Here is a 24,104-nt window from a genome sequence, read left to right as displayed (position 1 = left end):
ATCTCTGGGATCAAGCTATGCGCCGCGCTGCGGAAGCGGAAGCAAGACTTCGGCGAATTTCGCCGCCTCACAGGTTTGTTTGGGGAATTTAGTGACAAAAAGTTGTCAGTTGCATTGAGCGGTTGTGGATTGCCCCCTCCCGAGGGGCAATCCGGTGAGTGGTGACTCAACGCAGGGCGATGCCTGTCTCAGCATCGAAAAGGTGGATGTTCTCGGGTGCAATCGACACGATGATCTGACCAACGTCATCGCCCACCCGTCCCGCCGTGCAGACAAGGATCTTGCTCGGCGTATCGGTCAGCACGTAGCTCGACGCACCGGTCCGTTCGACAAGCGCAACGGGAAGCGTCAAGCTGTTGCCCTGCGCGCCGACCTCAAGATGTTCGGGGCGCAGACCGACCGACACCCGCTGTCCCGGCGTTGCGGGGCGCGCAAGTGCCAGCGACGGAGCGCCCGCTAGATCGAGTTCGACGCTACCGCCATCGCCCGAAATGCGACCATCGACGAAGTTCATCGCGGGCGAACCGATGAAGCCCGCCACGAACTTGTTTGCGGGACGGTCATAGAGGTCGAGCGGTGCGCCGACCTGTTCAATCAGCCCTGCCCGCATCACCACGACAGTATCGGCCATCGTCATCGCCTCGATCTGATCGTGTGTCACATAGACCGAAGTCGCGCCGATGCGGTTGTGCAATTGACGGATTTCGGAGCGCATGTGGACGCGCAAAGCAGCGTCGAGGTTCGACAGCGGCTCGTCAAAGAGAAACGCGCGCGGCTGGCGAATGATGGCGCGCCCCATCGCGACACGCTGGCGCTGCCCGCCCGACAACTCTCGCGGATAACGGTCGAGCAATTCGCTAAGACCTGTGATCTTGGCAATCTGGTCGACGGCTTCGGCGATCTCGGCCTTCGGGCGACGCTTCAAACGCATCGCATAGGACAAGTTCCTGCGGACGGTCATGTGGGGATAGAGCGCGTAGCTCTGGAACACCATCGCGAGGTCACGCTCGCGCGGGGCCAGCTTCGTCACGTCCTGATCGCCGATAATCATCTCGCCGCTGGAGATACCCTCAAGCCCCGCGATGGTGCGCAGCAATGTGGATTTGCCGCAGCCCGACGGGCCGACCAGCGCGACGAACGCGCCTTCGGGGATGTCGAGGCTGATGTCGCGCAGGGCGTGGTAAGCGCCGTAGTGCTTTTCGATGTTTCTAAGTTGGATCTGAGAGGTCATTTCAAGGCTCCCGAGGTCAAGCCACTGACGATCTGGCGTTGCAGCAGGACGAAAACGATAAGGATGGGCGTCACGTAGATGGCCGAATAGGTCATCACGCCCGACCAGTCGGAGGTGTTCGGCCCCATGAAGGACTGCAGACCGACCGTGGCGGGCTGGAGCGCGCGTTGGGTGATGAGCGAGCGGGAATAGACGTATTCACCGAAGCTTTGCAGGAAAATCAGGACCGAGGTGACGAGGATGCCGTTGCGGGCCAATGGCACGATGATCGACAGGAACGCACCGACGCGGGAGTTGCCGTCGACCAGCGCGGCCTCTTCCAGCTCTCGCGGGACCTGAACGAACGTGGCGCGGCACAGCACGATATAGAGCGGTAGGACCTTCGCCGCTTGGGCTAGGATCACGGAGGTCCGCGGGAATTCGTTCAGGCCGACCTGATTGAACGCCACGAAGATCGGCGTGACCATCAGCGAGGATGGCAGCACCTGCATCATCAGGACGACGAACAGCACCGCGTCCATCCAGCGATTGCGGATGCGCGACAGGACGTAGGCGCAGCCCGTCCCCGTCAGGATCACGATGGCCGTGGTGCCGAGTGCGATTAGCAACGAGTTCTTGAGGTACACGTCCATCTTCAGACGCGACCAGACCTCGGCCACCATCCATTGCGGATCTTCGGGCCAGAAGGTCGGCGGGAAGGCAAAGATCTCGGTGCCCGTCTTCAGGGCTGTGACGTACATCCAGTAGAGCGGGAACAGGTAGATGCTGACGAAAACCAGCGCGAGGGCGAGGAGTGAATAGCGTTTCAACATGGCTCACATCACCTGTTCATGACGGGTGGAACGGACGTAGATCGCTGCGACGAAGACCACGAAGAGGATCATCAGCACCGAAATGACCGAGCCGACGCCGATCTCGTAATACTGGAACGACAGTTGCCAGCTCCAATACTGGAAGACATTGGAGGAATTTGCGGGGCCGCCTTGGGTCAGCGCCGCAAAGAGGTCGAACTGCTGGAGCGTGAAGATCACACCGAGCGAGATTACCGCGCCAAGCTGGGCACGCATCATCGGCAGCGTGATCGTGAAGAACCGCTGGATGCGGCTGGCGCCGTCGAGCTGTGCGGCCTCGTAGACGTCCTCGGGAATGCCCGCCAGTCCGACCGACAGGAGGATCATGTTGAACGGCACGCCGAGCCAGATATTCGCGATGATGACGGAATAGAGCGCGACGTCGGGATTGGAGAGCCAGAAGATCTTGGCATCCGTAATCCCCAGCGCTTGCAGCATGTAGTTCAGCACGCCGAAGTCACCTGCGAAAATCCAGCTCCAGACTGCGCCGACGACCAGTGCGGGCATGATCCAACCGGCGAGGAACAGACCACGCAGCCATGTGTTCAGCGGGAAATCGAGCTGGAAGAACATCGCGAGCGCAAAGCCGACGACGAGTTGCGCGACGACCGAGATGCCGACGAATTTCACGGTGTTGAAGAAAATGCTCGATGCTTCGGTGCGGGTCAGCACGTCCTCGTAGTTGTCCAGACCGACAAACGGACGGTCGAAGGACGCCAGCGAAAACAGGTCGACCTCCTGGAACGACATCACGAGGTTATAGACCAGCGGGAATGCGGAAAAGAGAACGAGGTAGCCGAGCGCCAGCGTCACAAGGATGGCGTCGAAGCCGACCCCGTCGCGAAAAGTGTTCTTGAAAACAAGCACATCCAGATCCTTTCTTAAGTGAGGCGGACCCGATTGCTCGAGCCCGCCCCATCCTTGGGAGGATGGTTAGTTCAGGACGCGGTCGATCCGGCTCTGTGCATCGGCAAGCGCGTCTTCGGCGCTGGCCTGACCTGTCAGAGTGGATTGGATCGCGCCTTGAATGGCTTGGCTGATGCGCGGCCACTCGGGGTGCGGACCACGGTTGCGCGCATACTTCATCGATTCCTCGAAGACCGCGTAGATTTCGGGGTACTTCGGATCGGTGACTTCAACGTCCGACGCCGGAAGATAGCCGAACTCGTTCCAGACGCGGTCCATGTTCGCCATCAGGAATTCGAGGAACATGAACGCCTCGTCCGGATTGTCCGAGGATGCGAGGATCACGTTGTCACCTTCGCCGAGGGCCGAAGCACGTTCCGCATCCGCGCTTGGTGCGGGCAGCATGGTGGCGCGGAAGTCGAAGTCTGCTTCGCTGCTCATACGCGGCAATTCCCACGGGCCGGAGATCGACATTGCCGCCTGACCTGCGTTGAAGGTGCCGGTGCTGTCCCACTGACCGCGGATCAGCGTGTCGGGGGATGCGATGCCTTCGTCGATGAACGCTTTCCACATGTTCAGCGCCTCGACAGCGCCTTCGGTGTTGACGTTGTTATAGTCGCCGCCGGTCATCTGGAGCCACGGCAGGAACTGGAACGTGCCCTCTTCCGTCGCCACGGCAGAGAACGCGAGGCCGTAGACGTTTTCCTCGGGCTTGGTCAGCGCCTTGGCCGCGTCATAGAGCTCGGCCCATGTCGACGGCGGGTTGTCGGGGTCGAGGCCCGCGTCACGGTACATGTCGGCGTTGTAGTAGAGCGCGATGGTGTTCGCGCCGCGCGGCAGACCGTAGATACCGCCCTCGTAGGTCACGGACGACAGCGGACCGGGGAAGATGTCTTCGGCGTTCACCACGTCGGACGCTTCGATATACTCCGACAGGTCGAGCAGTAGACCGCGCGAGGCGAACAGCGCGACCTCGGGGTTGTCGATGTAGGTGATGTCCGGCGCATCGCCCGAGGCAACGCCGCGTGCGAGGTCGTTGACCATGTCCTCGAACTGGACGGTGCGCACGTTGATCTTGATATCGGGGTGCGCTTCCATGAACTCGTCGGCCATGACGTAGTGGTATTCACCCGGATCATCGATGGTCCAGAGATCCAGTTCGACCTGCTGGGCGGCGGATGCCGTGGCCAGCGAGACAAGTCCAGTGGTCAGCAGAGCGTAATATTTCATGTCCATAATAAGGTCTCCTCCCTTTAAATTGGACGGTGGAATTGTCGGACGGGGTTGCCCTCACAGAAGTGAGGGGTCGCCGCCTTCGTATTTGCCGGAACCGGGAATGAAGGCCCCACCTCGGCAATTTTTGAGGTACTTGAGCGCGTGGACCTGACCGGTCATCTCCAGCTCGTCGCGGTACACGGGGTCGTGCCAGCCTTCGATGTCGATCGAGCCTTGGTAGCCCGCCAGTCGCAGTTCGCTGATGATGTCGGTCCAGTTGCTGTCCCCGAAACCGGGGGTGCGCATGAACACGAACGGATGCTTGCCGAAGATGCCGTGCTCGCGGATAACGTCGTGGCGGACGGTGGCGTCCTTGCCGTGAACGTGGAAAATCTTGTCGGCCCATTTGCGGATCTGCGGCAGCGGGTCGATGAGGTAGACGAGCTGGTGGCACGGCTCCCATTCGAGGCCGAGGTTGTCGTCCGGCGTCTCGTTGAACATCAGTTCCCAAGCATCTGGATTATGGGCAATATTCCAGTCGCCGGTCTGCCAGTTGCCATCCATGGCGCAGTTCTCGAAGGCGATCTTCACGCCCTTGTCGGCGGCGCGTTTCGCAAGCTCGGACCAGACCTTTTTGTACTGCGGCAGGCTCTCTTCGAGCGGTTTGCCACGCACGCGGCCGGTAAAGCCGGCGATGCAGGTCGCACCGAAATGGTGGGCGTTGTCGATGCAGTCCTTCCAGCCCTGAAGCGTGTCCTGATCAAGCGGATCGTTCTCCAGCGGGTTGCCGAACATGCCGAGGGTCGAGATCGTGATATCGCGGTCGCCGATGGCATCGACGCAGCGCTTGCCAAGCTCGGCAAGGTCCTGCCCGTTCGTGGTCTGCCAGAAAAACGGCTCGAAGCTTTCGAACCCCATGTCCGCAATCTCGCCGATACGGGTCGCGGCCTCGCCGCCGGACGCGGCGACCATTGTTCCGACCCTGATGGCTTTCGCTGGATCGCTCATAATTCTTCCTCCTCGATGTCGATAAAGCACCCACCTTCCGCGCTCTCGATGGCGGCGAAAGTCATGGCGAGTGACCGGTAATTGTCGCGGCTGTCGGTGAGCGGCGCTGTGCCGCTCTCCCGTGCCGCCAGAAAATCGGCGATGACGCCTGCGTGGCCCGTGTCGGACAGCGGCGGCAATTCGGGCACGGCGATCTCTTCCATCTCGGCCAGCAGACCGTCGCGCTTGGCGGGGCGTTCTGCGCGGAAACCGTTGTTGCCGTCCCAGATCAGGGTGCCTTTGCTGCCGACGATGCGCCAAGTGGCTTCCCAGTCGGTCGGCGCGCCTTCGGCACACCAGGAGCCGCGATAGGTCAGCAGCTTGTTGTTTTCACATTCGAAAATCGCGTTGGCGCTGGCGCCGTGGCTGTACCACGAATGGTCGGGGTTACTCTCGACGCAGACAACGCGGCGGGGTTCGATGCCTGAGACGAAACGCGCGGCGTCGAACGTGTGGATCGCCATGTCGAGCAGCAGGACGTGCTGCATTTCCTCGCGGAAACCGCCGAAGTGCGGCGCGATGAAGAAATCGCAATGGACCTCGGCCACTTCGCCGATGGCGCCACTTTCAAGGAAGTTCTTGGCGCGGCGGATGCCGTCCAGATAGCGGCGGTTTTGGATGACGGCGTGCAGACGGCCCGAGGCATTGCGGGCGGTCAAAAGCGCCTTGGCCTCTTCCAGCGTGTTCGCCATCGGCTTTTCCGAAAGCACGTCACAGCCGTGGTCGAACGCAGTGGTCACGACGGTCGAACGCGCAACAGGCACAACGATGTCGAACACGACGTCGGGCTTGGTCTCCTCCAGCATGGCGGCGAGGCCCGATCCGGTCTTAGCCTCGGTCCAACCCCATGCCTCTGCCCGCTTGGCAGCGAGGTCCGCATCGAGGTCGACAAAGCCCACCAGACGGACCTTTTCGCCCTTCGAATTGACGTGCGTTATGGCTCGGAGCCAGCCTTCCGACATAGCTCCACAACCTACCAAAACGGCAGTTTGCATGAATTCCTCCCTTTGGAATCGCGCGCCATTCAACCTCCGGACGCAGATTCCGTAAACGTTTACGACACTAGTGTTGCGCGCCGTTTTATGTCAATAAGATTTTCGGAAACGTTTACGAAATCGCCGAAGGATAGACCGGATGAACATCAAGGAACTTGCGCAACACCTTGATTTATCTATCGGAACCGTCTCTCGTGCATTGAACAACAAACGCGACGTTAACGAGAAAACCCGCAAGCGCGTGCTCGATGCTGCGGTGTCTCTGGGATATTCGCCGAACGCTTCAGGGCGTTCTTTGCGCAGAGGCTCGACGCAGACCATCGCCTTCATGATGGAAACCGGCCACTCCACCGACCGCCCCGGCGACAACTTTTTCATGCGCGTCATCGACCAGATGCAGGCCGCGCTGAGCGAGGCGAATTACGACCTCGTGATCCTGCCGTGCCATTCATCGATGGACCCGACCGATTTCCTCAAGCGGGTCATTGCCCGCGGTATGGCCGACGCGCTAGTGTTGACCGCGACGCGTCACGACGATGCCCGCATCAAGATGTTACTGGAATCGAACATCCCCTTCCTCGCCCTTGGCCGGTCGAAGTACGCAGACCAGCATCCGTGGATCGACCTCGATTTCGAGGGGTTCATCGATGAAGCGGTCGGGATGCTGCACCGCCTTGGCCACACGCGCATCGCTGCGACCGTGCCGCCTGCGGACTCCAACATCGCTTATGTGCTGCGCGAGGCTTACGAGAAAACCCACCGCAAGCTGGGCATCCCTTTCGACCCCGAACTGCTGATGACCTGCGAACTTGGCGAAGCTGGCGGCGCTGCGGTGACCAAACAGATCCTCGCTATGGACGACCGGCCCAGCGCGGTGCTTCTGAACCACGAGATGATGGCGCTCGGCGTGTATGCGGTGCTGGCAGAACAGAAGCTCAAGGCCGGCCCCGAACTATCTGTCGCGACATTCCGCCGGTCGCACCACCTGCGCTTCCTTGATCCTGCCGTGACGGCGTTCGACATTGATCTGGAGGCGCTTGGCCGCGCTCTTTCCGCCGAAACGCTGCGGCTGCTAAAGAATGAAACCCCACAGGCCAAGATGATATGGCCCGCGCAACTGCACCTGACGAGCAGCATAGCCGCGCCCTACTGGACGAAGAGCTAGGCCGCCTCCTCAGCGTCCAGTTCGGGCCTAAGCGCGGTCATCAGCACCATGAGCGCGTTTGTCATCGTGACCGACACGGGGATCAGCAGGAGTTCCAGCAACGGCTCCAGCAGGATCACCAGCACGAGCAGCGCCTCGATCGGGAGGCCAAGGACACTGCCGCAAAGGGTCAGCGCGGCGGCCAGAACGCCGGGACCGTTAAGGCCGGTGATCAGCACAGCCGACGGGATCGACATAAAGAACATGCTGACCAGTAGCTCGGGCGTCGGCGTGACGCCGTAGACAGCCACAGTGAAGGTCAGGACCGATGCGATCAGGGTGATCATGCCGAAGCGTCCCATCGCGAGGCCGAGGGACGCAATGACCTCCTGACCGTCCTCTTCCTCCTGGCTGACACCCGACTGGCGGATTTTTTCCAGCATGTTGGCGAGCGATGCTTCCTCTGTCACCGCGAGGACGCCCGCCATAATGCCGTCCTTCATGTTGTTCGCGACGGTCAACGGCGACTTACGTTCGATGGCCGAGACGATCAGAACGGAGGCGACGCAGAGGAACAGGCTTGCGATCAGGATCACGCGGAACAGCAGGCGCAGCGCCTCGAAGTCATCAGCAGAGACGACGTGCGAGGCGTGGATCGCATAGAAAAACACCATGATCGGAATGAAAATCTGCATTTTCTCCATCATCGTCTCGAACGGGCGGCGGACAGCACCGACGAAAAAAATTTACCGTTCGCGCTTCATGACGGGGATGTTGAGGACGGCGATAGCGAAGATGATCAGGAAGATGATCGTCTGACCGAGGTCCATTTCGGAGAGAGCCTTGAACACGTTGTCCGGCACGAACTCCGATATCGTCTGAAGCAGGATCGACACGTGCTCCTCGTCTTCGCTGGACGACAAAGAGACCTCGTTGAAGCTGGTCGCCGATTTTTCAAAGGCGGCCACAACGGGACCGATCCCCTTGGTAACCGTATCTTCAGAGTTTTTGAGCACCATGAAGGAGATGATGATCGAAGATGCGGCTGCGATCATCATGGCGGAAGGCAGAAGGATGATCGCCCAGAGGCCCGGATGGTGGCCATCGCCTCGGGCGCGAATGCGGGAAATCGCATAGAGGATTGTCAGAACAAGGAAAGGAAGCGCCATCATGCGGTAGAGCGCGATGTAAATCTCGATGAACTGGTCAGGGAGATCGCCCCAATGCCAGCGCATCCCTGCATAGAGACCCGCAGCAGCGGATACGACAACGGCGGGGCCGCCGCCCAGGTGACGGAAGAATTTGGCACGGGGAGACCGGTTGTGGGCTTCATGCGTCAACGGAAATCTCCCTGAATTCGATGGGTTCACGTCCCAGATGGCGCAGCGCCTTTCGCGCGAGCGAAAGGTTGCTGTCGATGAGCTCGACACCGCAGGCAGTTGTCTCGAGACCTGCAACGACCGAGGCTTCGGTGCAGCCGAGGATCACATGGCGGCATCCGGCGCGGTGGAATTCCTGCAAGGCGTGGGTCAGCAGGTGGCGCGCTTCGTCTATCTTGCCCTCTTTGACCTTGCGCAGACCTGCGTCGCAGAACTGCGCGCGAAGCGAGGGCGTCAGCGCTTCGGCGATGAAACCCGCTTCAATGAGGGGCCGTTGATAGAGCCGCGCGAGGATCGTGCCTTCGGTCGCGAGGACGCCGATGCGCGAGGTCACGGCGACATTGCGCGCGACGGCCTCGGCTGTGGCATCAATGGTGCTGAGTACGGGAACGGAACTCGCATCAGTCATGACGGTGTGCCAATAGTGGGCAGTATTGCAAGGGATCGCGATGGCCTTGGCGCCCGCCGCCTCCAGCAGACGGATACCGGCGATCAGCCGCAATTCGGGGCTTTCGCCCCGTCCTTCTATCGCGGCGGAGCGGTCGGGCAATGTGGGATCGCTGAACGTCAGCACCGGTAGGTGATCCTGATCACAAGCGGCGGGAATCAGTTTGGTCAGCTTGTCCAGAAAGTCGACTGTCGCCGCCGGTCCCATTCCGCCAAAAACCCCGAGGAGCGCAGTCAACTGCTCGCCCCTACGGCAGCGGAGGTATCGATGTCTTCGATCTCGACATCCTTGTCGTCTTCGCGCGGGACGATGAGCGCAGTCAGTGCGCAATTGCCGTAGACCAGCACGAGGGTGCGGATGACGTCGATGATCGGGTCGACCGCGATAAAGAGGACAATCGCGGCTTAAACAGGCAGACCGAGGCCATCGGCCACGATACTGATCAGCCCCCCATCGGCCCCGTCGCGCCGCTGGACGAAAAACCCGCAGCGACCGAAGCGGTAACGAGGATGAAGTATTGCTCGAACCCCATTTCGACGTTGTAAACCTCGGAGATGAATATGGTGCCGATGACGAAGTAAGGCACCGCACCAATGCGGCAGATCGTAATGCCGAGCGGCATGACGAGGTCGGTTCCCGAGCGGTCGAAACGGAGCTTTTCCGTCAGTTCATTCACTGCAATCGGGATGCAGGCAAAGCTCGAACGGGTCGAGATCGCCAGTACGATCGTTTCGCGCAGGTTGCTGATTGCAGCCATCGGCGACACGCCCGCGCGGTTTGAAATCAGCAGCGCGCAGAGCAGGATGATCGCGATTCCCGTCGCGTACTGCACCGTGACGAAAGCGCCCAGCGACTCCAACGTACTGAGGCCAAATCCTGCGACCTGCGACGACACCATCGAAAACAGTGCGAGCGGCAGCAACAGGTTGAGCCACCTGATCACCTGCGTGCAGGCCAATTGGACGATGTCGAACAGTTCGAGGATCGAATTTCTGCCCTCATCGACAATACGCGCCAGCGCCCAACCGAAGATGATGCAGAAGATCACGACCTTCAGGCTGTCGCCTACGCTCAAAGCCTCGAAGATGTTGTTCGGCACGAAATGTTCGACAAACGGCGGGCCGCCGTGACCTTCGCTATCGTGGCCGGTGTCCGCAAAAGTGACCTCTGTGTCGGTCTCGATATGGACGGTTTGCTCGCCGATCAGAATGCTGCCGAGCTCCATCATCGTATTGCGGTCGACATTACCCGCAAGCGCGACGATCAGGCTGGCGCCGAGGGCAATAAGCGCGGCCAGCAGCATGGCCAGCGGATAGTTCACAACCAGTCACCACGTGTAGCGGGCGGAGTTCGGATTAGCGACCACGCGGGCAATACCCGAGGTGATGGAGACGAACAGATAGGGCAGAACGATCATCTTTAGCAGACTGATATAATAGCCACCGATCTGGCCGAGGCTGAGTGAAAACTCGGGGAAATTCAGGCCCGCGACTACCGCGAGGACAAGCACCGCAAGGATGAAAATCGGGTTCATCAGCAGTTTGGGGAACGAGAACGCCATGTCAGTGTCCTCCTTCCGTTTCGACCGACAACCGGTAGAGATCGTTCACATCGTCGGCCGTCATCGCCTCGGGCTGGTTGTCAATCACCTGGTTCACGATGGCCAGAAGACGCGGCGCGTCCCACGGCACCACAACCGAAATTGCGTCCTGCGCATCGGTGATCGCGACAGTTCGCAGACTAATCGAGGTTTCGGGGTGGTCTACGGTAATCCGGCGGATCTCGAACTCGTCGCCGTAAGCGGCATCGACATCACCGTAGGTCGTCGCTTCGACCACCTGCTCCCATGTCGGATAGGCCACAATGTTCGCATCGGGGAAGTCAGTCCGCGCGAACGTCGCGAAGGAGGAATTCTGGATCACACCAAGCGAGCCGTCGAAATGGCGGATGTAATAACCGAGATCGCGGCCCTGAAGGTTCTGCGCGAGCTTGAGGCGGCTGAACATCAGCGCGTTCCGCAAACGCACGTAAGGGTATGAAAAGGCAACGATTTGAGCGCGGGATATGTGCGGCTAATTTTGGAAATCGCGATATCTGCCTCTCCGCTATGGACAAGGTCGACCACGCCGTTGAACGTTTCGGCAGAGCGGTCGAATTCCACCTCGACGCCCAGCGCGGAGGCGATGGCCTCTGCCAGTTCGGCGTCGATGCCGGTGACGTGGCCGTGGTCCTCAACATAGAACGGGGCATTATCGAAAGAGGTCATCGCGACAACGAGCTGTCCGGCTTCCTTTATTGCGGCGAGGTCGGGCAGGCCGTCCTGCGCTTTGGCGTCCGGCGGAGCCGCAAGAATGAAACTAGTCGAAAAAATGGCTGCGAAAAGTTGCCGAATTTGCATAGGTTCGTCCGCCTTAACTCGTTCGCTGATGGTCAAGTTTCGGGCAACTCCGCAAAATGTTTCCGGCCGGATTTCTAAACCGGAATCTCTTTGGAAACTCTAAGAATGTCGCCCTGTTTTCATGATGCCTCTATTTCTTGCGCAAGCGCCTTGGCCCTTACGGGTAGCGCGGGCAGATTTATTGATCGTCCTCGAAGAATAGTGAGTGGATCAGAATACTTTCGCACCGCGGCAATACCATGGAATGAGTATTGTGAGCCGCAGGGCCCGCCGAGGCTAGAATTCGTGGCCGCACTCCGGACACGTGCAGGTGCGGTTTTTCTGCTTGCGCTGGACCTCTTTATAGATGCCCTGCGCGACCTCTTTGTTGATGCCGAGCTCGCGGCGCAACGCCTCGGTGGCGCGGCCTTCGGTGATGTCGATCTGGCCGTCCTCAAGGGCTTCGCGGAACTCCTCGCGGAGCTTGTCACGGCGGCGAGGATGAGGAGGATCGTCAGGACCGAGAACGCCGCAAGAAGTGTGGCCGCTTCGTCGCGAATGACCGTCATCAGCCCCGTAAGCGCGGGTGAATAGCGCGCGAGTTTATAGATACGGAGCAGCCGCAGAACGCGGAGCACCTGAAGGTCGGCGGGCAGAAAGAGCGTCAGGTAGAACGGCAGGATCGCGATCAGGTCGATCAGCGCCATGGGGGAGCGCATATACTCCAGCCGGACGCGCCACGCGGGCCGATCAGGATCAGCCTCTGCCGCGACCCAGACGCGGGCGATGTATTCGGCAGTAAAAATCATCGTGACGCCGATGTCGAAGATCATGAACTCGGGCGCGAAGAGCGTCATTAGCTGCGGCACGGTTTCCAGCGCGGCGGCGACGACGCTCGTCAGGATCATCACGACGAGCGTAATTTCGATCACCAGAAATGCGCGGTCCGAATGGCTCGGAATTTCGAGAGCGCGATAAAGACGCTACCGGAATTGACTGATCATTTTCTTTGCCTTTTGATCCGAGCGAATGAACTGGCTATTTTTCAAGAACGTTAGCTGGTGGATTTACGTCCACCAATCGAAGTTCATTTAACGACGCATGCGGGACTGGTGAGAAATCTTCTTCTAATTGCATTCCCGAAAACCGTCACCCCGAATTTGAACGACCACAGCTTTCGGTGCGTCTAATCTGGCGCTCGGCCAAATCCGTGGTCTAATGGGCGGCACCAAGGGGGAATCATGCGCCGCAACGACCGTCTCATGCAGCTCGTCACTATGCTCAGGGACGGGAAGCTTCATAAGGGTGAAGACCTTGCGGAGGCGCTCGATGTCAGCCTGCGGACGATCTATCGCGACATGGACAAACTCGCAGCCTCCGGCGTGCCGGTGGAGGGCGAGCGCGGCGTGGGGTATCACATCACCTCGCAGATCACCCTGCCCCCGATCAACATGACGATGGATGAGCTGGAGGCGCTGCACCTCGGGCTGGCGGCGCTCGGGCAGTCGGGCGATCCCGACCTTGAGCGGGCGGCGCAGTCCTTGGCTGGGAAGATCGACGAGGTGCTGCCGGAGGATGCGACGACGGGCGATCGGACGATCTATCCCTTTGCGGATGCGGCGCTCGGGTATCGCTGGCTCCCGTTCATCCGTCAGGCGATCCGCGCGCGGCAGAAGCTGTCCGTCACGACGGACACCGGCACGCGGACGGCACGCCCGCTAAGGTTGGATTACTGGGGGCGGCTCTGGACGGTGCTGGTTTGGTGCGAGGTGAAGCGTGATTTCGACGAGGTCCGGCTGGACCAGATCACGGCGCTGAAAACGCTCCCACAGCTCTTTATCGAAGAGGACGGCAAGCGCCTCTCCGACTACAAGCGCTAGACCTTCGGGAAGACGAAGCAGCGGTCGCGTTTGATCATCAGCCACAGCGCGGTGCCGGGCTTGGGCATGAACACGTTCGGCACCTGTGCCTTCAGGATCGAGCCGTCGAAGTCCATCTTGAACTCCACAAGGCTTTCGGCCCCCATGAAGCGCGAACGAACGACAACGCCGCGCGCAGGCACGCCGTCGGTGGTCGTCGGATTCGGACCGCGGCCATTGCGGTCGAAGTCGATGCGCAGGTGCTGCGGGCGGATGACGATCTCCACCTCGGTGCCGTCTGGCACACCAGGCGTCAGGAACTGGCCAAAGGGCGTTTCGGTGAGCGCGCCTTTCACTTTGCCCGTGATCACGTTGACATCGCTGAAGAAAGCCGCAGCGGCACGGTCCTTCGGCGCGTTATAGATGTTATACGGTGCGCCTTGCTGGACGATGCGGCCGTTGCGCATCAGCGCGATCTCGTCCGCCATGCGCATCGCTTCGGCTGGCTCGTGGGTGACGAGCAGAACAGCGGTGCCTTCGTCCTTGAGCACTTCGAGCGTCTGGTCACGGATGCCGTCACGCAGGCGGTTGTCGAGGCCGCTGAACGGCTCGTCCATGAGCATGATGCGCGGACGCGGCGCGAGCGCACGGGCCAGAGCGACACGCTGCTGTTCGCCGCCCGAAAGCTCGTGAGGGTAGCTGTCGATGTGGCGCAGCAGATCGACCTTGCTCAGCAGTTCTTCGATCCGCGCGCGGTTCGGACGGATACCGCCCTTGAGGCCGAACGCGATGTTACCAGCGACCGACAGGTGCGGGAACAGCGCGAAGTCCTGAAACATGAGCCCGATAGAGCGACCCTCGGGCGGGACACGGAACACGGTGTCGCAGACCAGATTGCCGTCGACGTAGATTTGCCCGCTGTCCTGCATGTCCACGCCCGCGATGATGCGCAGCGTCGTGGATTTACCGCAGCCGGACGGCCCCAAAAGACAGGTCACCTGCCCCGGCATCACCTTGAGCGACACGTCATCCACGACCGATTCGCCGTCGAACTGTCGCTTGATGTTCCGAATTTCCAGACGCGGGTGCTGTTGCTCGGGCAAAGGCCTATCCTATTCCGACAGAAGAGATCGGGTTTAGACCTCGTAGCAATCCCCCTATCCAAGAGCAAGCCGCACTGCTCCCTTTTCCATTGGGAACCTTTGATCTATCACTGGGAGAACGACGTAATTCCCGTTGAGACAACAGCAGTAGCACTTCACTTATGCCCAAAACGCCCGAGCCGAATACATCGCAGACCCTTCCGGTTTTCCGTGCCGAAGAGTTTGTCGTGGTAAACGGCGTGGCCGAGGGTGACAGCCTGTCCTTTGCCGACGAGCTGCTGATGGACGACATCTACCAACTGGCCCACTCGGCGCAGCGGTCGATGCTGACCGTGGTTTACAGCGCCGATGGCAAGATCCTGACTATCGACGGGCAGAGCGAAACGGGCGGCGCGGGCAACCGTATCTTCCTTGATTGTATGCTCACGCTGATGGGGTCGGACAGTCACACGCACGAAGCCGTCGTGCTGGTCGAGGTTGAGGATGACGAGGTGGAGGCGATCTACCTCCTCCCGCTGTCCAAGATGGTGCCCGACACCGAATACCGCCTTGTCGGCATCGACCGGAACGCCGCCCTGCCCCGTTTTGCCGAAATGGCCTGCGTGTCCTTTGCGCGCGGCACCCGCATCACGATGGCGTCGGGCGAGCAGCGACCGATCGAAGACCTCAAGGTCGGTGACCGCCTGCTGACCCGCGACGACGGCGCGCAACAAATCCGCTGGGTTGGTCAAACAACGCTCCGCGCGACGGGCCAGTTCGCGCCGGTGCTGATCCGCAAGGGCGCGCTGAACAACGCCAACGACCTGCTGCTCAGCCCAGAGCACCGCCTGTTCGTCTATCAGCGTCAGGATCAGGTCGGCGCAGGCCGCGCAGAGGTGCTGGTCAAGGTCCGTCACCTTATCAACGGTGATAGCGTCGTCCAGCAGGATGGCGGCTACGTGGATTACTTCCAGCTGCTGTTCGACGACCACCAGATCATCTACGCCGAAGGCATCGCCGCAGAATCCCTGATGATCGACCCGCGTACCCGTGCGGCGCTCCCCAACGAGATCCGCAGCCTTGGTCACAAGCACCGTCATCACCTCGATTACGAGATCGAAGAAGAGCTGATGAAGGACGCCAAGGCGGTTGAGCGACTGCGCAAAGCGTCCTCTACCTAGGGTCACTTACCCATAAGTATACTGAAATTTCTTTGGAAACTGCCGTTTTCAGGGCTGACGAAGCCTAAGACAACGGAATGAGTATGCTGGATAGCGGACATTTTAACCAGATCGACATGCGTCGCCGCCTGCGACTTCACGGTCTGGACGATGCGACTTGCGCGGTTCTTCGTAAGAACTCCGCCAGACTGACCAAGGCTATCGACCCGGTCCTGAGCGACCTGCTCGCGTATATCGCAGAGCATACCGACTTCATGCCGCGCATCACCGTGACCGAGAACAAGACGGACCACGTTGTGAATCGCTTCAAGGAACACTGGACGTTCGTCATCAACGGCGACTTCGGTGAGGGCTATCAGGAGTCGGTGAAAAAGATCGCGCATCTGCACACCAAGATCAAACTCGACCCGTCGATCCAGAACGCGTCCTACAACCTCCTGCGTGCGCGCTTCATCAGATATGGCGGTTATGGCCGGTTTGGCATCGTGAACAAGAAACTTGCGACTGCCATTTCCTGCGCGATTTCGCTGGATATGGACATGATGACCGCCGCGTATTTCGCGCAGGTCAACAATGTCGCCAATGAAGTGCGCCAGAAGCTGGGTGACGAGTTCAACTCCACGCTAGGCAACATCGTCGACACGCTAGCAGGCACGGCGCAGCAGACCTCGGACGTGGTGTGCGAAGCGGCCGAAGCGGCGAATGACCTGACGACCTCCATGCAGGAAATTCGCGGCCGGATGCGCGATGCGAACATAAAGTCCGACAGTGCTGCGTCCCTCGCCCAGAACGCCAACGAACAGATGACCCGTCTGGCAAAGAAGGTGGACACGATTTCCGATGCGGTCCGCTTGATCTCGGACATTGCCAACCAGACCAACCTCCTTGCGCTGAACGCCTCGATCGAGGCGGCACGCGCCGGTGCTGTCGGTCGCGGCTTTAATGTGGTTGCGGGTGAGGTGAAGAACCTTGCGGCCCAGACCACGACGGTGACCGAGAATATCAACAACCAGATCGGCGAAATCCGCAGCGAGACCGATAAGGCCGTCGAGAACGTCACCAACATCCTCACCCGCGTGCAAGAGGTGAACTCCACCTCGACCGACATCAGCAAGGCGCTCGAAGATCAGAGCTCGACCCTCGGCACCATCGTGCGTTCGGGCGTCGACCAGTCGCGCGTCGGCAGCCAGAACGTCGCCGAACAGGCGCGCAATCTGCGCAGCACGGCAGAGCGTTTCCTGCGCAGCATCAGCACCTCAAACTGACGCGACAGCACACAGTCGCTTGCCAGAACATGCCCGCGAGAATATATGCGCGGGCATGTTGGACACCGCCTCGAACCGCCCCGCCCTTCCGCCCGAGATCGCCCGCCGCCGGACGTTCGCGATTATTTCGCACCCCGACGCCGGTAAGACGACTCTGACCGAAAAGTTCCTGCTTTTCGGTGGCGCGATCCAGATGGCGGGTCAGGTCCGTGCAAAAGGCGAAGCGCGCCGCACGCGTTCGGACTTCATGCAGATGGAAAAGGACCGCGGTATCTCGGTCTCCGCGTCGGCAATGTCGTTCGATTTCGGCAACTACCGCTTCAACCTCGTCGATACGCCCGGTCACTCGGACTTCTCCGAAGACACCTACCGCACGCTGACGGCGGTGGACGCTGCGGTCATGGTGATCGACGGCGCGAAGGGTGTGGAAAGCCAGACGCAGAAGCTGTTCGAGGTGTGCCGCCTGCGCGACCTGCCGATCCTGACCTTCTGTAACAAGATGGACCGCGAAAGCCGCGACACCTTCGAAATCATCGACGAAATTCAGGAAAACCTCGCCATCGACGTGACACCCGCGTCGTGGCCCATCGGTGTCGGCCGCGATTTCCTCGGTTGCTACGACATGCTGAACAACCGCCTCGAACTGATGGACCGCTCGGATCGCAACCGCGTGGCGGATTCGATCAAGATCGAAGGTCTGGACGACCCCAAGCTCGAAGAGCACGTCCCTGCGCACTTGGTCGAACAGCTCCGCGAAGAGGTCGAGATGGCCCGCGAACTGCTGCCCAAGCTGGACCCGCAGGCGGTGCTCGAAGGGACGATGACCCCGATCTGGTTCGGTTCGGCCATCAACTCGTTCGGTGTCAAGGAACTCATGACCGGCATCGGCAACTACGGCCCAGAGCCGCAGCCCCAGTCGGCCGATCCCCGCCAGATCGCCCCCGACGAGACCAAAGTCACCGGCTTTGTCTTCAAGGTGCAGGCCAACATGGACCCCAAGCACCGCGACCGCGTGGCGTTCGTGCGTCTGGCCTCTGGCCATTTCGAGCGCGGCATGAAAATGACCCACGTCCGCACGAAAAAGCCGATGGCGATTTCGAACCCCGTGCTATTCCTCGCCTCCGACCGCGAGCTTGCCGAAGAGGCTTGGGCCGGCGACATTATCGGCATCCCGAACCACGGCCAGCTGCGCATCGGTGACACGCTGACCGAGGGCGAGAGCCTCAAAGTCACCGGCATCCCGTCGTTCGCGCCGGAATTGCTGCAAAACTGCCGTGCGGGCGACCCGATGAAGGCCAAGCACCTCGAAAAGGCGCTGATGCAGTTCGCCGAAGAAGGCGCTGCGAAGGTGTTCAAACCCGCCTTCGGCTCCGGCTTTATCGTGGGTGTTGTCGGCGCGCTCCAGTTCGAGGTTCTCGCTAGCCGCATCGAGCTGGAATACGGCCTGCCCGTCCGATTCGAGCCGTCGCAGTTCACCTCGGCCCGCTGGGTGAATGGTGACAAGATGGCGGTGGAGAAATTCATCAGCGCGAACAAGCAGCACATCAGCCACGACAACGACGGCGATGTGGTCTTCCTGACGCGCCTCCAGTGGGACATCGACCGCGTCGAGCGGGACTATCCCGACATCAAGCTGACAGCGACCAAGGAAATGATGGTCTAACGCCACTCAAAGCCGTCGGGAACCTCGACGGCTTTTTCTTTGACCTCGTTCTTGTCCTCGCGGCGGCGGCGCTTGGCCTGAATGGCGATAGCGCCGAACAACAGCACGAAACTGACCAGCCCGCAGAGCGACAGACCCGTTGCAAACTCCTCGCCCGTTGCGGGGAACACGAAATATCGCCCGATCGCGTATCCCGTCAGCGCGACGCAGGACAGGACCGCCAGGACGTAGGCGTAAAACAGGCGGTGCACGAACGGCAATGCGAACATCAGCAGCGACAGCGCAAGGAACAAGAACGCGATAGCCGAAGTGACGGACATCAGCACGAACGGGCTGTTGTCAAAGCTATAGGCCGCGTTCCACGGCATCTCGGGATAGGCGAATTGCAGGATGATCCGCAGCTTCGCCATCACCAGAATCCAGATCGAGGCCGTGTAGAAGATCACGTTGTCCAGCATCGAAAACCGCGAAATCGTCAGCGTCGCAAGGGACGCCAGAAGCAATCCGAACGCGGTGATCGACAGGAACGGCGGCCAGTCAGCTCGGAGTTGCAGAGCTGAAGCGTAGTGCGGGAAGAAGATGTTGAGCACGAGTCCAACCAGTGCGATGAATGCCGCAGCAATCGCAAACCCTGCTGGTTTCGTAATGCCTAATCCCATCTATTCCGGCCTCTCTTCTCTCCTTTGACTGTAAAATCGACAACCGAAACGGGAAGTTTTCTGCTGCCGCTAATAGACCAACCATTCTAAAACTGGTGCGTATCGGGGCGATTGCTACCCCTAACCTGGGGTAAAACTCAGTTTTATTGACGTTGCATCGCAAAAACGATAAGTGAGCCCAATCCCAAAGGGGATTTTACGCCGCGGGGCGCGTTGGCAAGTTGCGTCCCATAAACCCGCTGGTCTGGACCGCCCGACCGCAGCAATGGACACGCATGACCAAATTTACCGATCTGAACCTTGATCCTAAGGTTCTCAAGGCTGTCGCAGACGCCGGATACGAAAGCCCGACCCCAATTCAGGCAGGAGCGATTCCGCCCGCCCTTCAGGGCCGCGATGTTCTCGGCATCGCCCAGACGGGCACCGGCAAAACCGCCAGCTTCACGCTGCCGATGATTACCCTTCTTGGCCGTGGCCGCGCACGTGCGCGTATGCCCCGCAGCCTCGTTCTCTGCCCGACGCGCGAACTCGCGGCTCAGGTGGCAGAGAACTTCGACGTTTACGCCAAGAACACCAAACTGACCAAGGCGCTGCTGATTGGCGGTGTGAGCTTCAAGGAACAGGACGCTGCGATTGATCGCGGTGTGGACGTTCTGATCGCCACCCCCGGCCGCCTGCTTGACCATTTCGAGCGTGGCAAGCTGCTGCTGACCGGCGTCCAGATCATGGTCGTCGACGAAGCCGACCGTATGCTCGACATGGGCTTCATTCCCGACATCGAACGCATCTTCCAACTGACGCCGTTCACCCGTCAGACGTTGTTCTTCTCGGCCACCATGGCGCCGGAGATCGAACGCATCACCAACACCTTCCTTCAGGCGCCCGAGCGGATCGAGGTTGCCCGTCAGGCGACGACGTCCGAGAACATCAAGCAGTCCGTCTGCATGTTCAAAGCCAGCCGCCGCGACCGTGAAGGCAGCGAGAAACGCCGCGTCCTGCGCGCGCTGATCGATGCCGAAGGCGACGCCTGCACCAACGCAATCGTGTTCTGCAACCGCAAGACCGACGTGGACATCACGGCCAAGTCGCTGCGCAAGTACGGCTATAACGCCGCTGCGATCCACGGCGATCTGGAACAGAAGCAGCGTATGGAAACGCTCGACAAGTTCCGCAACGGCGATCTGCGCATCCTCTGCGCCTCCGACGTTGCTGCACGCGGCCTCGACATCCCTGCTGTGAGCCACGTCTTCAACTTTGACGTTCCGTCGCACGCCGAAGACTACGTGCACCGCATCGGCCGTACCGGCCGCGCTGGCCGCAAGGGCACCGCGATGATGATCTGTACGCCGCGTGACGAGAAGTATTTCGAGGCCGTCGAAAAGCTCGTGCAGATGGAAATCCCGCGCATCGAAAATCCGGCCAAGTCGGAGTCCTCCGGCAAGGTCGACGAGAACGCGGATCAGGAACAGCGCGAAAAGCCCAAGCGCAGCCGTTCGCGCCGCGCCAAGAAGGACGACGCTCCGCAGCAGCAGGCCGAAGAGGCCAAGCCGCAGCAAGCAGCCGAGCAGCCGAAGCCTGAAAAGAAGGCCGACGCTCCGAAGCAGCACGAGCACAAGAACGACCGTCCGAAGCACAACAACAATCGTCGCGGCAAGCGCGAAGACATGATTATCGGTATGGGCGACGATGCTCCGACCTTTATCCGTCTGAGCTTTGCCGAGCGTCGGGCTCTCGCGAGCTAATGATGCGCTGGCTGGCAATTTTGCTGGCAGTTCTGATTGGATCGGCGGTGCAGGCCGAAACCTGCACTGTCCGCGTCCACGGCATGGATATCTCCATCGACAGCGACCAGTTTGTCGATGATGACCTCGAAGTCAGCTCGGGCGAGGCGTGGTATCGCGCCCCCAGCAACCTCTTCCGCTCCCTCACCGACCGCGAACCGACTTGCACGTCCGACGTCACACTGACGTTCATGGCGAGCTTGACCGAGACCTATACGCCGAACGGCTACTGCCTCGACCTGGAGGACAGCGACGTCGGCTACCTGCTGGTGCCAGGAGAGCGCAATTTTCGCGGAATGTGCGTCAAAACCGTCTGCGAGCGCATCGAAGGCACCGCGGACGAGCTCAACGACATATCTGGCCGCCTGACTCACCTTTTCGGAGAGCCGCCATCCATAGGCGAAATCGCCCGCGCGGAAACGCTCGGCGCGACGATGGTCATGGGGTCGGAGGCTTTTGCGCAGAGCCAAGCGAACGCGATTGCGTCCAAGGTGATGCTCGCTGCGCTGAATGCGCCTGAACTGGCGACAGCCGGCACCGTTGCGCTGATCGCTGTCAACGGTGCCGCCTTTGCTTGCGGGCTTTAAGCCAGTCGGCTGATGATCACCGTGACTTCGGGCTTTTTGCCGATCTCGTTGTTGCAAACGTTGCGCACAATACGCGACAGCTCTTTTTCGAGCGCGTCATCGTTCAACAGCGTCTTGTCGTCGGCACGGTTGAGGTACTGCGACAGATCCTCTTCCAGCACGTCAACGAGCGGCGCAGAGGAGCGGCCCAGTTCGGCCACACCGTTCAGTTCGCACCACGGATCACCCAGCGGTTCGTCGTTTTCGTCGATCAGCAGCGTGACCGTCACCTGCCCATTCAGCGCCATGCGGATACGGTCGCGGACGATACCATCCATCGCACCGATCTGAACCGTACCGTCGAGATAGGTACGGCCCGTTTCGACAAAGCCGCAAACGCTCGGTTTGTGGCCGGTCAGGTCGATCATCGTGCCGTTGACCGCGACGGTCGAGGCATAGCCGTTGGCCTCTGCGATCTTCGCGTGTTCACGCAGGTGGCGGTGTTCGCCGTGCATCGGGATGATGATCTCCGGATGGATGATCTCGTGCATCTTTTGCAGGTCGGGACGGTTCGCGTGGCCCGAAACGTGGTAGAGACCGCCGCGATCATCGACAACCTCGACGCCCTTTTCGGACAGGTTGTTCATGATGCGGATCACGCCGCGCTCGTTACCCGGAATGACCTTGGACGAGAACAGGAACGTGTCGCCCTCTTTCAGCGAGAGGCCGAGGTATTTGCCCTGCGACAACTGAGCCGATGCCGCGCGGCGTTCACCCTGCGAACCGGTGACGATCAGCATGAGGTTTTCGCGCGGGACGTGATGCGCGTCCTCTGGGCTGATGACCGACGGGAAATCCTGAAGGATGCCCGTCTCGATACCCGCTTCGACCATACGGCGCATGGCGCGGCCCAGCAGACAGATCGAACGACCGGCTTTCTTGGCCGCAATCGCCAGCGTCTTCAGACGTGCGATGTTCGACGCGAAGGTGGTCGCGACGACCATGCCCGGCTGGTCCTTGATGAAGTCGGTCAGCGGTCCCGCAAGCTCGGCCTCGCTGCGGCCCGGATTGGGCGAGAACACGTTGGTCGAGTCGCAGACGAGCGCCTTGACGCCGTCCTTGGCGATCTCCGCCCACATCTCTTCGTCGAAGGGCTCGCCGACGACGGGGGTGTGGTCGATCTTGAAGTCGCCCGAGTGCACGACGCGGCCCGCAGGCGTGTCGATCACCAGACCGCCGCTTTCGGGGATCGAGTGGCTGATCGGCGCGACGGAGACCTTGAACGGGCCAAGCTCGGTCACGGCCGGATAGGCACCAACGACGTGGACGATGCCGTCGGGCAGCATCTTTTCGTCCAGCTTGCGGCGCGCGATGTTCGACGTGAAGGTGCGCGCATAGATCGGCGCGCCCAGACGCTCCCACAGCAGACCTACAGCGCCGACGTGGTCTTCGTGCGCGTGGGTGATGAAGATACCCTCGATCCGGTCCTTGCGCTCTTCGAGCCAGGTCATATCGGGGAAAATCAGATCAACACCGGGGGTGCTGTCCATATCGGGGAAGGTCACGCCGAGGTCCACGACGATCAGGCGTTCCTGATCGGGCTTGCCGTAGCCGTAGACGTAGGCATTCATCCCGATCTCTCCTGCCCCGCCGAGGGGGAGGTAAATCAAGCGTTCACTGCTCATGTGTTATCCTTATTAAACTCATGGATGACCGTCAGACCGTGCATGGTCAGATCATCTTCGATTTCATCAAAAAGCAGATCGGCCTGCTCGAAGAGCCGAGCCAATCCACCCGTTCCGATGATTTTCATCGGCGCATCCCGTTCGGCGCGGATGCGAGCGCAAATCTCTTTGACGAGGCCAACGTAGCCCCAAAAAATACCCGACTGCATACAGCTCACGGTGTTCGTGCCGACCACGCCTTGCGGGCGGCTGATATCGACGTGAGGTAGCGCAGCAGCAGCGCGGTGCAACGCCTCTAGACTAAGGTTCACACCGGGCGCAATGACCCCGCCAACATAAGCGCCGTCATCGGCTACAACATCGAATGTAGTGGCGGTTCCGAAATCTACAACGATCAGGTTGCCACCAAATCGATCATAGGCACCGGCGGAGTTCACAAGCCGGTCAGGACCGACCGTCGTGCCTTCGTCAACGCGGGGCATCACGGGCAGCAGGCAGTCGGGTCTACCCACCACGAGCGGTCGGCAGTTGAAGTAGCGGTCGGCAAGGACACGCAGGTTGAACACCACGCGCGGCACGGTGGACGAGATGATGACGGAGTTGATATTCACGTCGATCTTCTTGTGGCCCATCAGCGTCGAAAGCCAGACGAAGTACTGGTCCGCAGTCCGCTGGTGCTCGGTCGAGGTGCGCCATGTGGCGATGAACTCCGACCCGTTCCAGATCGAGAAGACAGTGTTGGTGTTGCCGCAATCAATCGTCAGAAGCAC

General features: G+C 60.4%; 21 protein-coding genes and 2 pseudogenes. 7 read left to right on the top strand and 16 right to left on the bottom strand.

Annotated features, from left to right (window positions below; genetic code table 11):
- Nucleotides 1–166: 166 nt before the first annotated feature.
- The 6 genes from HCZ30_RS09030 to HCZ30_RS09005 all read right to left on the bottom strand — a co-directional run bounded on the left by HCZ30_RS09030 (nt 167) and on the right by HCZ30_RS09005 (nt 6,245).
- Nucleotides 167–1,231, bottom strand: a complete 1,065-nt coding sequence (locus HCZ30_RS09030) for an ABC transporter ATP-binding protein (protein ID WP_167637962.1) — start codon at nt 1,229–1,231, stop codon at nt 167–169.
- The gene (locus HCZ30_RS09025) at nt 1,228–2,043 is read right to left on the bottom strand and encodes a carbohydrate ABC transporter permease (protein WP_167637961.1); all 816 of its coding nucleotides are present in this window, start codon (nt 2,041–2,043) and stop codon (nt 1,228–1,230) included. Before HCZ30_RS09025 ends, HCZ30_RS09030 begins: the two co-directional genes overlap by 4 nt.
- 3 nt (nt 2,044–2,046) lie before the next feature.
- Entirely contained in the window at nt 2,047–2,949 is a 903-nt protein-coding gene (locus HCZ30_RS09020) for an ABC transporter permease subunit (RefSeq protein WP_167637960.1), read from the bottom strand.
- 66 nt (nt 2,950–3,015) lie between these two features.
- Entirely contained in the window at nt 3,016–4,224 is a 1,209-nt protein-coding gene (locus tag HCZ30_RS09015) for an ABC transporter substrate-binding protein (protein WP_167637959.1), read from the bottom strand.
- Nucleotides 4,225–4,278: 54 nt separating this feature from the next.
- Nucleotides 4,279–5,211 (bottom strand): sugar phosphate isomerase/epimerase family protein, encoded by a 933-nt coding sequence (locus HCZ30_RS09010; protein WP_167637958.1) that lies wholly within the window; start codon nt 5,209–5,211, stop codon nt 4,279–4,281.
- Nucleotides 5,208–6,245: a Gfo/Idh/MocA family protein gene (locus tag HCZ30_RS09005; RefSeq protein WP_167637957.1), complete on the bottom strand. Its 1,038-nt coding sequence runs from the start codon at nt 6,243–6,245 to the stop codon at nt 5,208–5,210. The genes HCZ30_RS09010 and HCZ30_RS09005 overlap by 4 nt, the downstream gene beginning before the upstream one ends.
- A 139-nt stretch (nt 6,246–6,384) precedes the next feature.
- On the opposite strand from HCZ30_RS09005, the gene HCZ30_RS09000 reads away from it, so the two are divergent.
- Complete coding sequence (locus tag HCZ30_RS09000; protein ID WP_167637956.1) at nt 6,385–7,410, top strand: LacI family DNA-binding transcriptional regulator; 1,026 nt, start codon at nt 6,385–6,387, stop codon at nt 7,408–7,410.
- Here HCZ30_RS09000 and HCZ30_RS16620 read toward each other — a convergent pair.
- From HCZ30_RS16620 to HCZ30_RS08960, 6 genes and pseudogenes are all read right to left on the bottom strand, one after another.
- Nucleotides 7,407–8,729 (bottom strand): annotated as a pseudogene (locus tag HCZ30_RS16620) (cation:dicarboxylate symporter family transporter). The gene HCZ30_RS09000 and the pseudogene HCZ30_RS16620 sit on opposite strands and share 4 nt — an antisense overlap.
- The gene (locus HCZ30_RS08985; RefSeq protein WP_167637953.1) at nt 8,719–9,453 is read right to left on the bottom strand and encodes an aspartate/glutamate racemase family protein; all 735 of its coding nucleotides are present in this window, start codon (nt 9,451–9,453) and stop codon (nt 8,719–8,721) included. The pseudogene HCZ30_RS16620 and the gene HCZ30_RS08985 overlap by 11 nt, the downstream one beginning before the upstream one ends.
- A gap of 205 nt (nt 9,454–9,658) precedes the next feature.
- Nucleotides 9,659–10,750, bottom strand: a pseudogene (locus tag HCZ30_RS08980) (dicarboxylate/amino acid:cation symporter).
- A 28-nt stretch (nt 10,751–10,778) separates the two neighbouring features.
- The gene (locus tag HCZ30_RS16740) at nt 10,779–11,222 is read right to left on the bottom strand and encodes a substrate-binding periplasmic protein (RefSeq protein ID WP_281352626.1); all 444 of its coding nucleotides are present in this window, start codon (nt 11,220–11,222) and stop codon (nt 10,779–10,781) included.
- Complete coding sequence (locus HCZ30_RS16735; RefSeq protein WP_167637949.1) at nt 11,222–11,614, bottom strand: transporter substrate-binding domain-containing protein; 393 nt, start codon at nt 11,612–11,614, stop codon at nt 11,222–11,224. Before HCZ30_RS16735 ends, HCZ30_RS16740 begins: the two co-directional genes overlap by 1 nt.
- Nucleotides 11,615–11,733: 119 nt before the next feature.
- Nucleotides 11,734–12,525: an ion transporter gene (locus tag HCZ30_RS08960; RefSeq protein ID WP_348640364.1), complete on the bottom strand. Its 792-nt coding sequence runs from the start codon at nt 12,523–12,525 to the stop codon at nt 11,734–11,736.
- A 309-nt stretch (nt 12,526–12,834) separates the two neighbouring features.
- Here HCZ30_RS08960 and HCZ30_RS08955 point away from each other — a divergent pair, with 309 nt between their 5' ends.
- A complete protein-coding gene (locus tag HCZ30_RS08955) occupies nt 12,835–13,473 on the top strand; it encodes a helix-turn-helix transcriptional regulator (protein ID WP_167637948.1) in 639 nt (212 codons plus the stop codon).
- Here the strand turns inward: HCZ30_RS08955 and HCZ30_RS08950 are convergent.
- Nucleotides 13,470–14,555 carry an ABC transporter ATP-binding protein gene (locus HCZ30_RS08950; protein ID WP_246212698.1) on the bottom strand — a complete coding sequence of 362 codons (1,086 nt, stop codon included), beginning with the start codon at nt 14,553–14,555 and terminating at the stop codon, nt 13,470–13,472. The genes HCZ30_RS08955 and HCZ30_RS08950 overlap by 4 nt on opposite strands.
- Nucleotides 14,556–14,716: 161 nt before the next feature.
- Between HCZ30_RS08950 and HCZ30_RS08945 the strand changes: the two genes are divergently transcribed.
- The 3 genes from HCZ30_RS08945 to HCZ30_RS08935 all read left to right on the top strand — a co-directional run bounded on the left by HCZ30_RS08945 (nt 14,717) and on the right by HCZ30_RS08935 (nt 18,643).
- On the top strand, nt 14,717–15,715 hold the full coding sequence (locus tag HCZ30_RS08945) for a Hint domain-containing protein (protein ID WP_167637947.1): 999 nt from the start codon (nt 14,717–14,719) through the stop codon (nt 15,713–15,715).
- Between the two features lie 77 nt (nt 15,716–15,792).
- Entirely contained in the window at nt 15,793–16,980 is a 1,188-nt protein-coding gene (locus tag HCZ30_RS08940) for a globin-coupled sensor protein (RefSeq protein ID WP_167637946.1), read from the top strand.
- Between the two features lie 55 nt (nt 16,981–17,035).
- Nucleotides 17,036–18,643 carry a peptide chain release factor 3 gene (locus HCZ30_RS08935; RefSeq protein ID WP_167637945.1) on the top strand — a complete coding sequence of 536 codons (1,608 nt, stop codon included), beginning with the start codon at nt 17,036–17,038 and terminating at the stop codon, nt 18,641–18,643.
- On the opposite strand, the gene HCZ30_RS08930 is transcribed toward HCZ30_RS08935, so the two are convergent.
- Entirely contained in the window at nt 18,640–19,302 is a 663-nt protein-coding gene (locus tag HCZ30_RS08930) for a hypothetical protein (RefSeq protein ID WP_167637944.1), read from the bottom strand. The two genes, HCZ30_RS08935 and HCZ30_RS08930, sit on opposite strands and share 4 nt — an antisense overlap.
- A 275-nt stretch (nt 19,303–19,577) precedes the next feature.
- Here HCZ30_RS08930 and HCZ30_RS08925 point away from each other — a divergent pair, with 275 nt between their 5' ends.
- Both HCZ30_RS08925 and HCZ30_RS08920 read left to right on the top strand, forming a co-directional pair.
- A complete protein-coding gene (locus HCZ30_RS08925) occupies nt 19,578–21,044 on the top strand; it encodes a DEAD/DEAH box helicase (protein ID WP_167637943.1) in 1,467 nt (488 codons plus the stop codon).
- Nucleotides 21,045–21,046: 2 nt separating this feature from the next.
- Nucleotides 21,047–21,670: a hypothetical protein gene (locus HCZ30_RS08920; RefSeq protein ID WP_167637942.1), complete on the top strand. Its 624-nt coding sequence runs from the start codon at nt 21,047–21,049 to the stop codon at nt 21,668–21,670.
- Here HCZ30_RS08920 and HCZ30_RS08915 read toward each other — a convergent pair.
- Both HCZ30_RS08915 and HCZ30_RS08910 read right to left on the bottom strand, forming a co-directional pair.
- Nucleotides 21,667–23,334, bottom strand: coding sequence for a ribonuclease J (locus tag HCZ30_RS08915; RefSeq protein WP_167637941.1), 1,668 nt, complete (start codon nt 23,332–23,334; stop codon nt 21,667–21,669). The genes HCZ30_RS08920 and HCZ30_RS08915 overlap by 4 nt on opposite strands.
- Complete coding sequence (locus HCZ30_RS08910) at nt 23,331–24,104, bottom strand: type III pantothenate kinase (RefSeq protein ID WP_167637940.1); 774 nt, start codon at nt 24,102–24,104, stop codon at nt 23,331–23,333. Before HCZ30_RS08910 ends, HCZ30_RS08915 begins: the two co-directional genes overlap by 4 nt.

The sequence above is a fragment of the Marivivens donghaensis genome, from assembly GCF_011806565.1.
In the GTDB taxonomy this organism is placed as follows: Bacteria; Pseudomonadota; Alphaproteobacteria; order Rhodobacterales; family Rhodobacteraceae; genus Marivivens; species Marivivens donghaensis_A.
The sequence above is the reverse complement of the archived record's forward strand: the minus strand, read 5'-3'. Positions and strand labels throughout refer to the sequence as shown.

Bases quoted from the DNA above. Each gene is read 5' to 3' on its own strand.
- HCZ30_RS08945 (WP_167637947.1), top strand. From the start codon at position 14,717: ATGCCCAAAACGCCCGAGCCGAATACATCGCAGACCCTTCCGGTTTTC.
- HCZ30_RS16740 (WP_281352626.1), bottom strand. From the start codon at position 11,222: ATGTTCAGCCGCCTCAAGCTCGCGCAGAACCTTCAGGGCCGCGATCTC.
- HCZ30_RS09030 (WP_167637962.1), bottom strand. From the start codon at position 1,231: ATGACCTCTCAGATCCAACTTAGAAACATCGAAAAGCACTACGGCGCT.
- HCZ30_RS08935 (WP_167637945.1), top strand. From the start codon at position 17,036: ATGTTGGACACCGCCTCGAACCGCCCCGCCCTTCCGCCCGAGATCGCC.
- HCZ30_RS09010 (WP_167637958.1), bottom strand. From the start codon at position 5,211: ATGAGCGATCCAGCGAAAGCCATCAGGGTCGGAACAATGGTCGCCGCG.
- HCZ30_RS08930 (WP_167637944.1), bottom strand. From the start codon at position 19,302: ATGGGATTAGGCATTACGAAACCAGCAGGGTTTGCGATTGCTGCGGCA.
- HCZ30_RS08925 (WP_167637943.1), top strand. From the start codon at position 19,578: ATGACCAAATTTACCGATCTGAACCTTGATCCTAAGGTTCTCAAGGCT.
- HCZ30_RS08940 (WP_167637946.1), top strand. From the start codon at position 15,793: ATGAGTATGCTGGATAGCGGACATTTTAACCAGATCGACATGCGTCGC.
- HCZ30_RS08915 (WP_167637941.1), bottom strand. From the start codon at position 23,334: ATGAGCAGTGAACGCTTGATTTACCTCCCCCTCGGCGGGGCAGGAGAG.
- HCZ30_RS09015 (WP_167637959.1), bottom strand. From the start codon at position 4,224: ATGGACATGAAATATTACGCTCTGCTGACCACTGGACTTGTCTCGCTG.
- HCZ30_RS09005 (WP_167637957.1), bottom strand. From the start codon at position 6,245: ATGCAAACTGCCGTTTTGGTAGGTTGTGGAGCTATGTCGGAAGGCTGG.
- HCZ30_RS08920 (WP_167637942.1), top strand. From the start codon at position 21,047: ATGCGCTGGCTGGCAATTTTGCTGGCAGTTCTGATTGGATCGGCGGTG.
- HCZ30_RS09000 (WP_167637956.1), top strand. From the start codon at position 6,385: ATGAACATCAAGGAACTTGCGCAACACCTTGATTTATCTATCGGAACC.
- HCZ30_RS09025 (WP_167637961.1), bottom strand. From the start codon at position 2,043: ATGTTGAAACGCTATTCACTCCTCGCCCTCGCGCTGGTTTTCGTCAGC.
- HCZ30_RS16735 (WP_167637949.1), bottom strand. From the start codon at position 11,614: ATGCAAATTCGGCAACTTTTCGCAGCCATTTTTTCGACTAGTTTCATT.
- HCZ30_RS08955 (WP_167637948.1), top strand. From the start codon at position 12,835: ATGCGCCGCAACGACCGTCTCATGCAGCTCGTCACTATGCTCAGGGAC.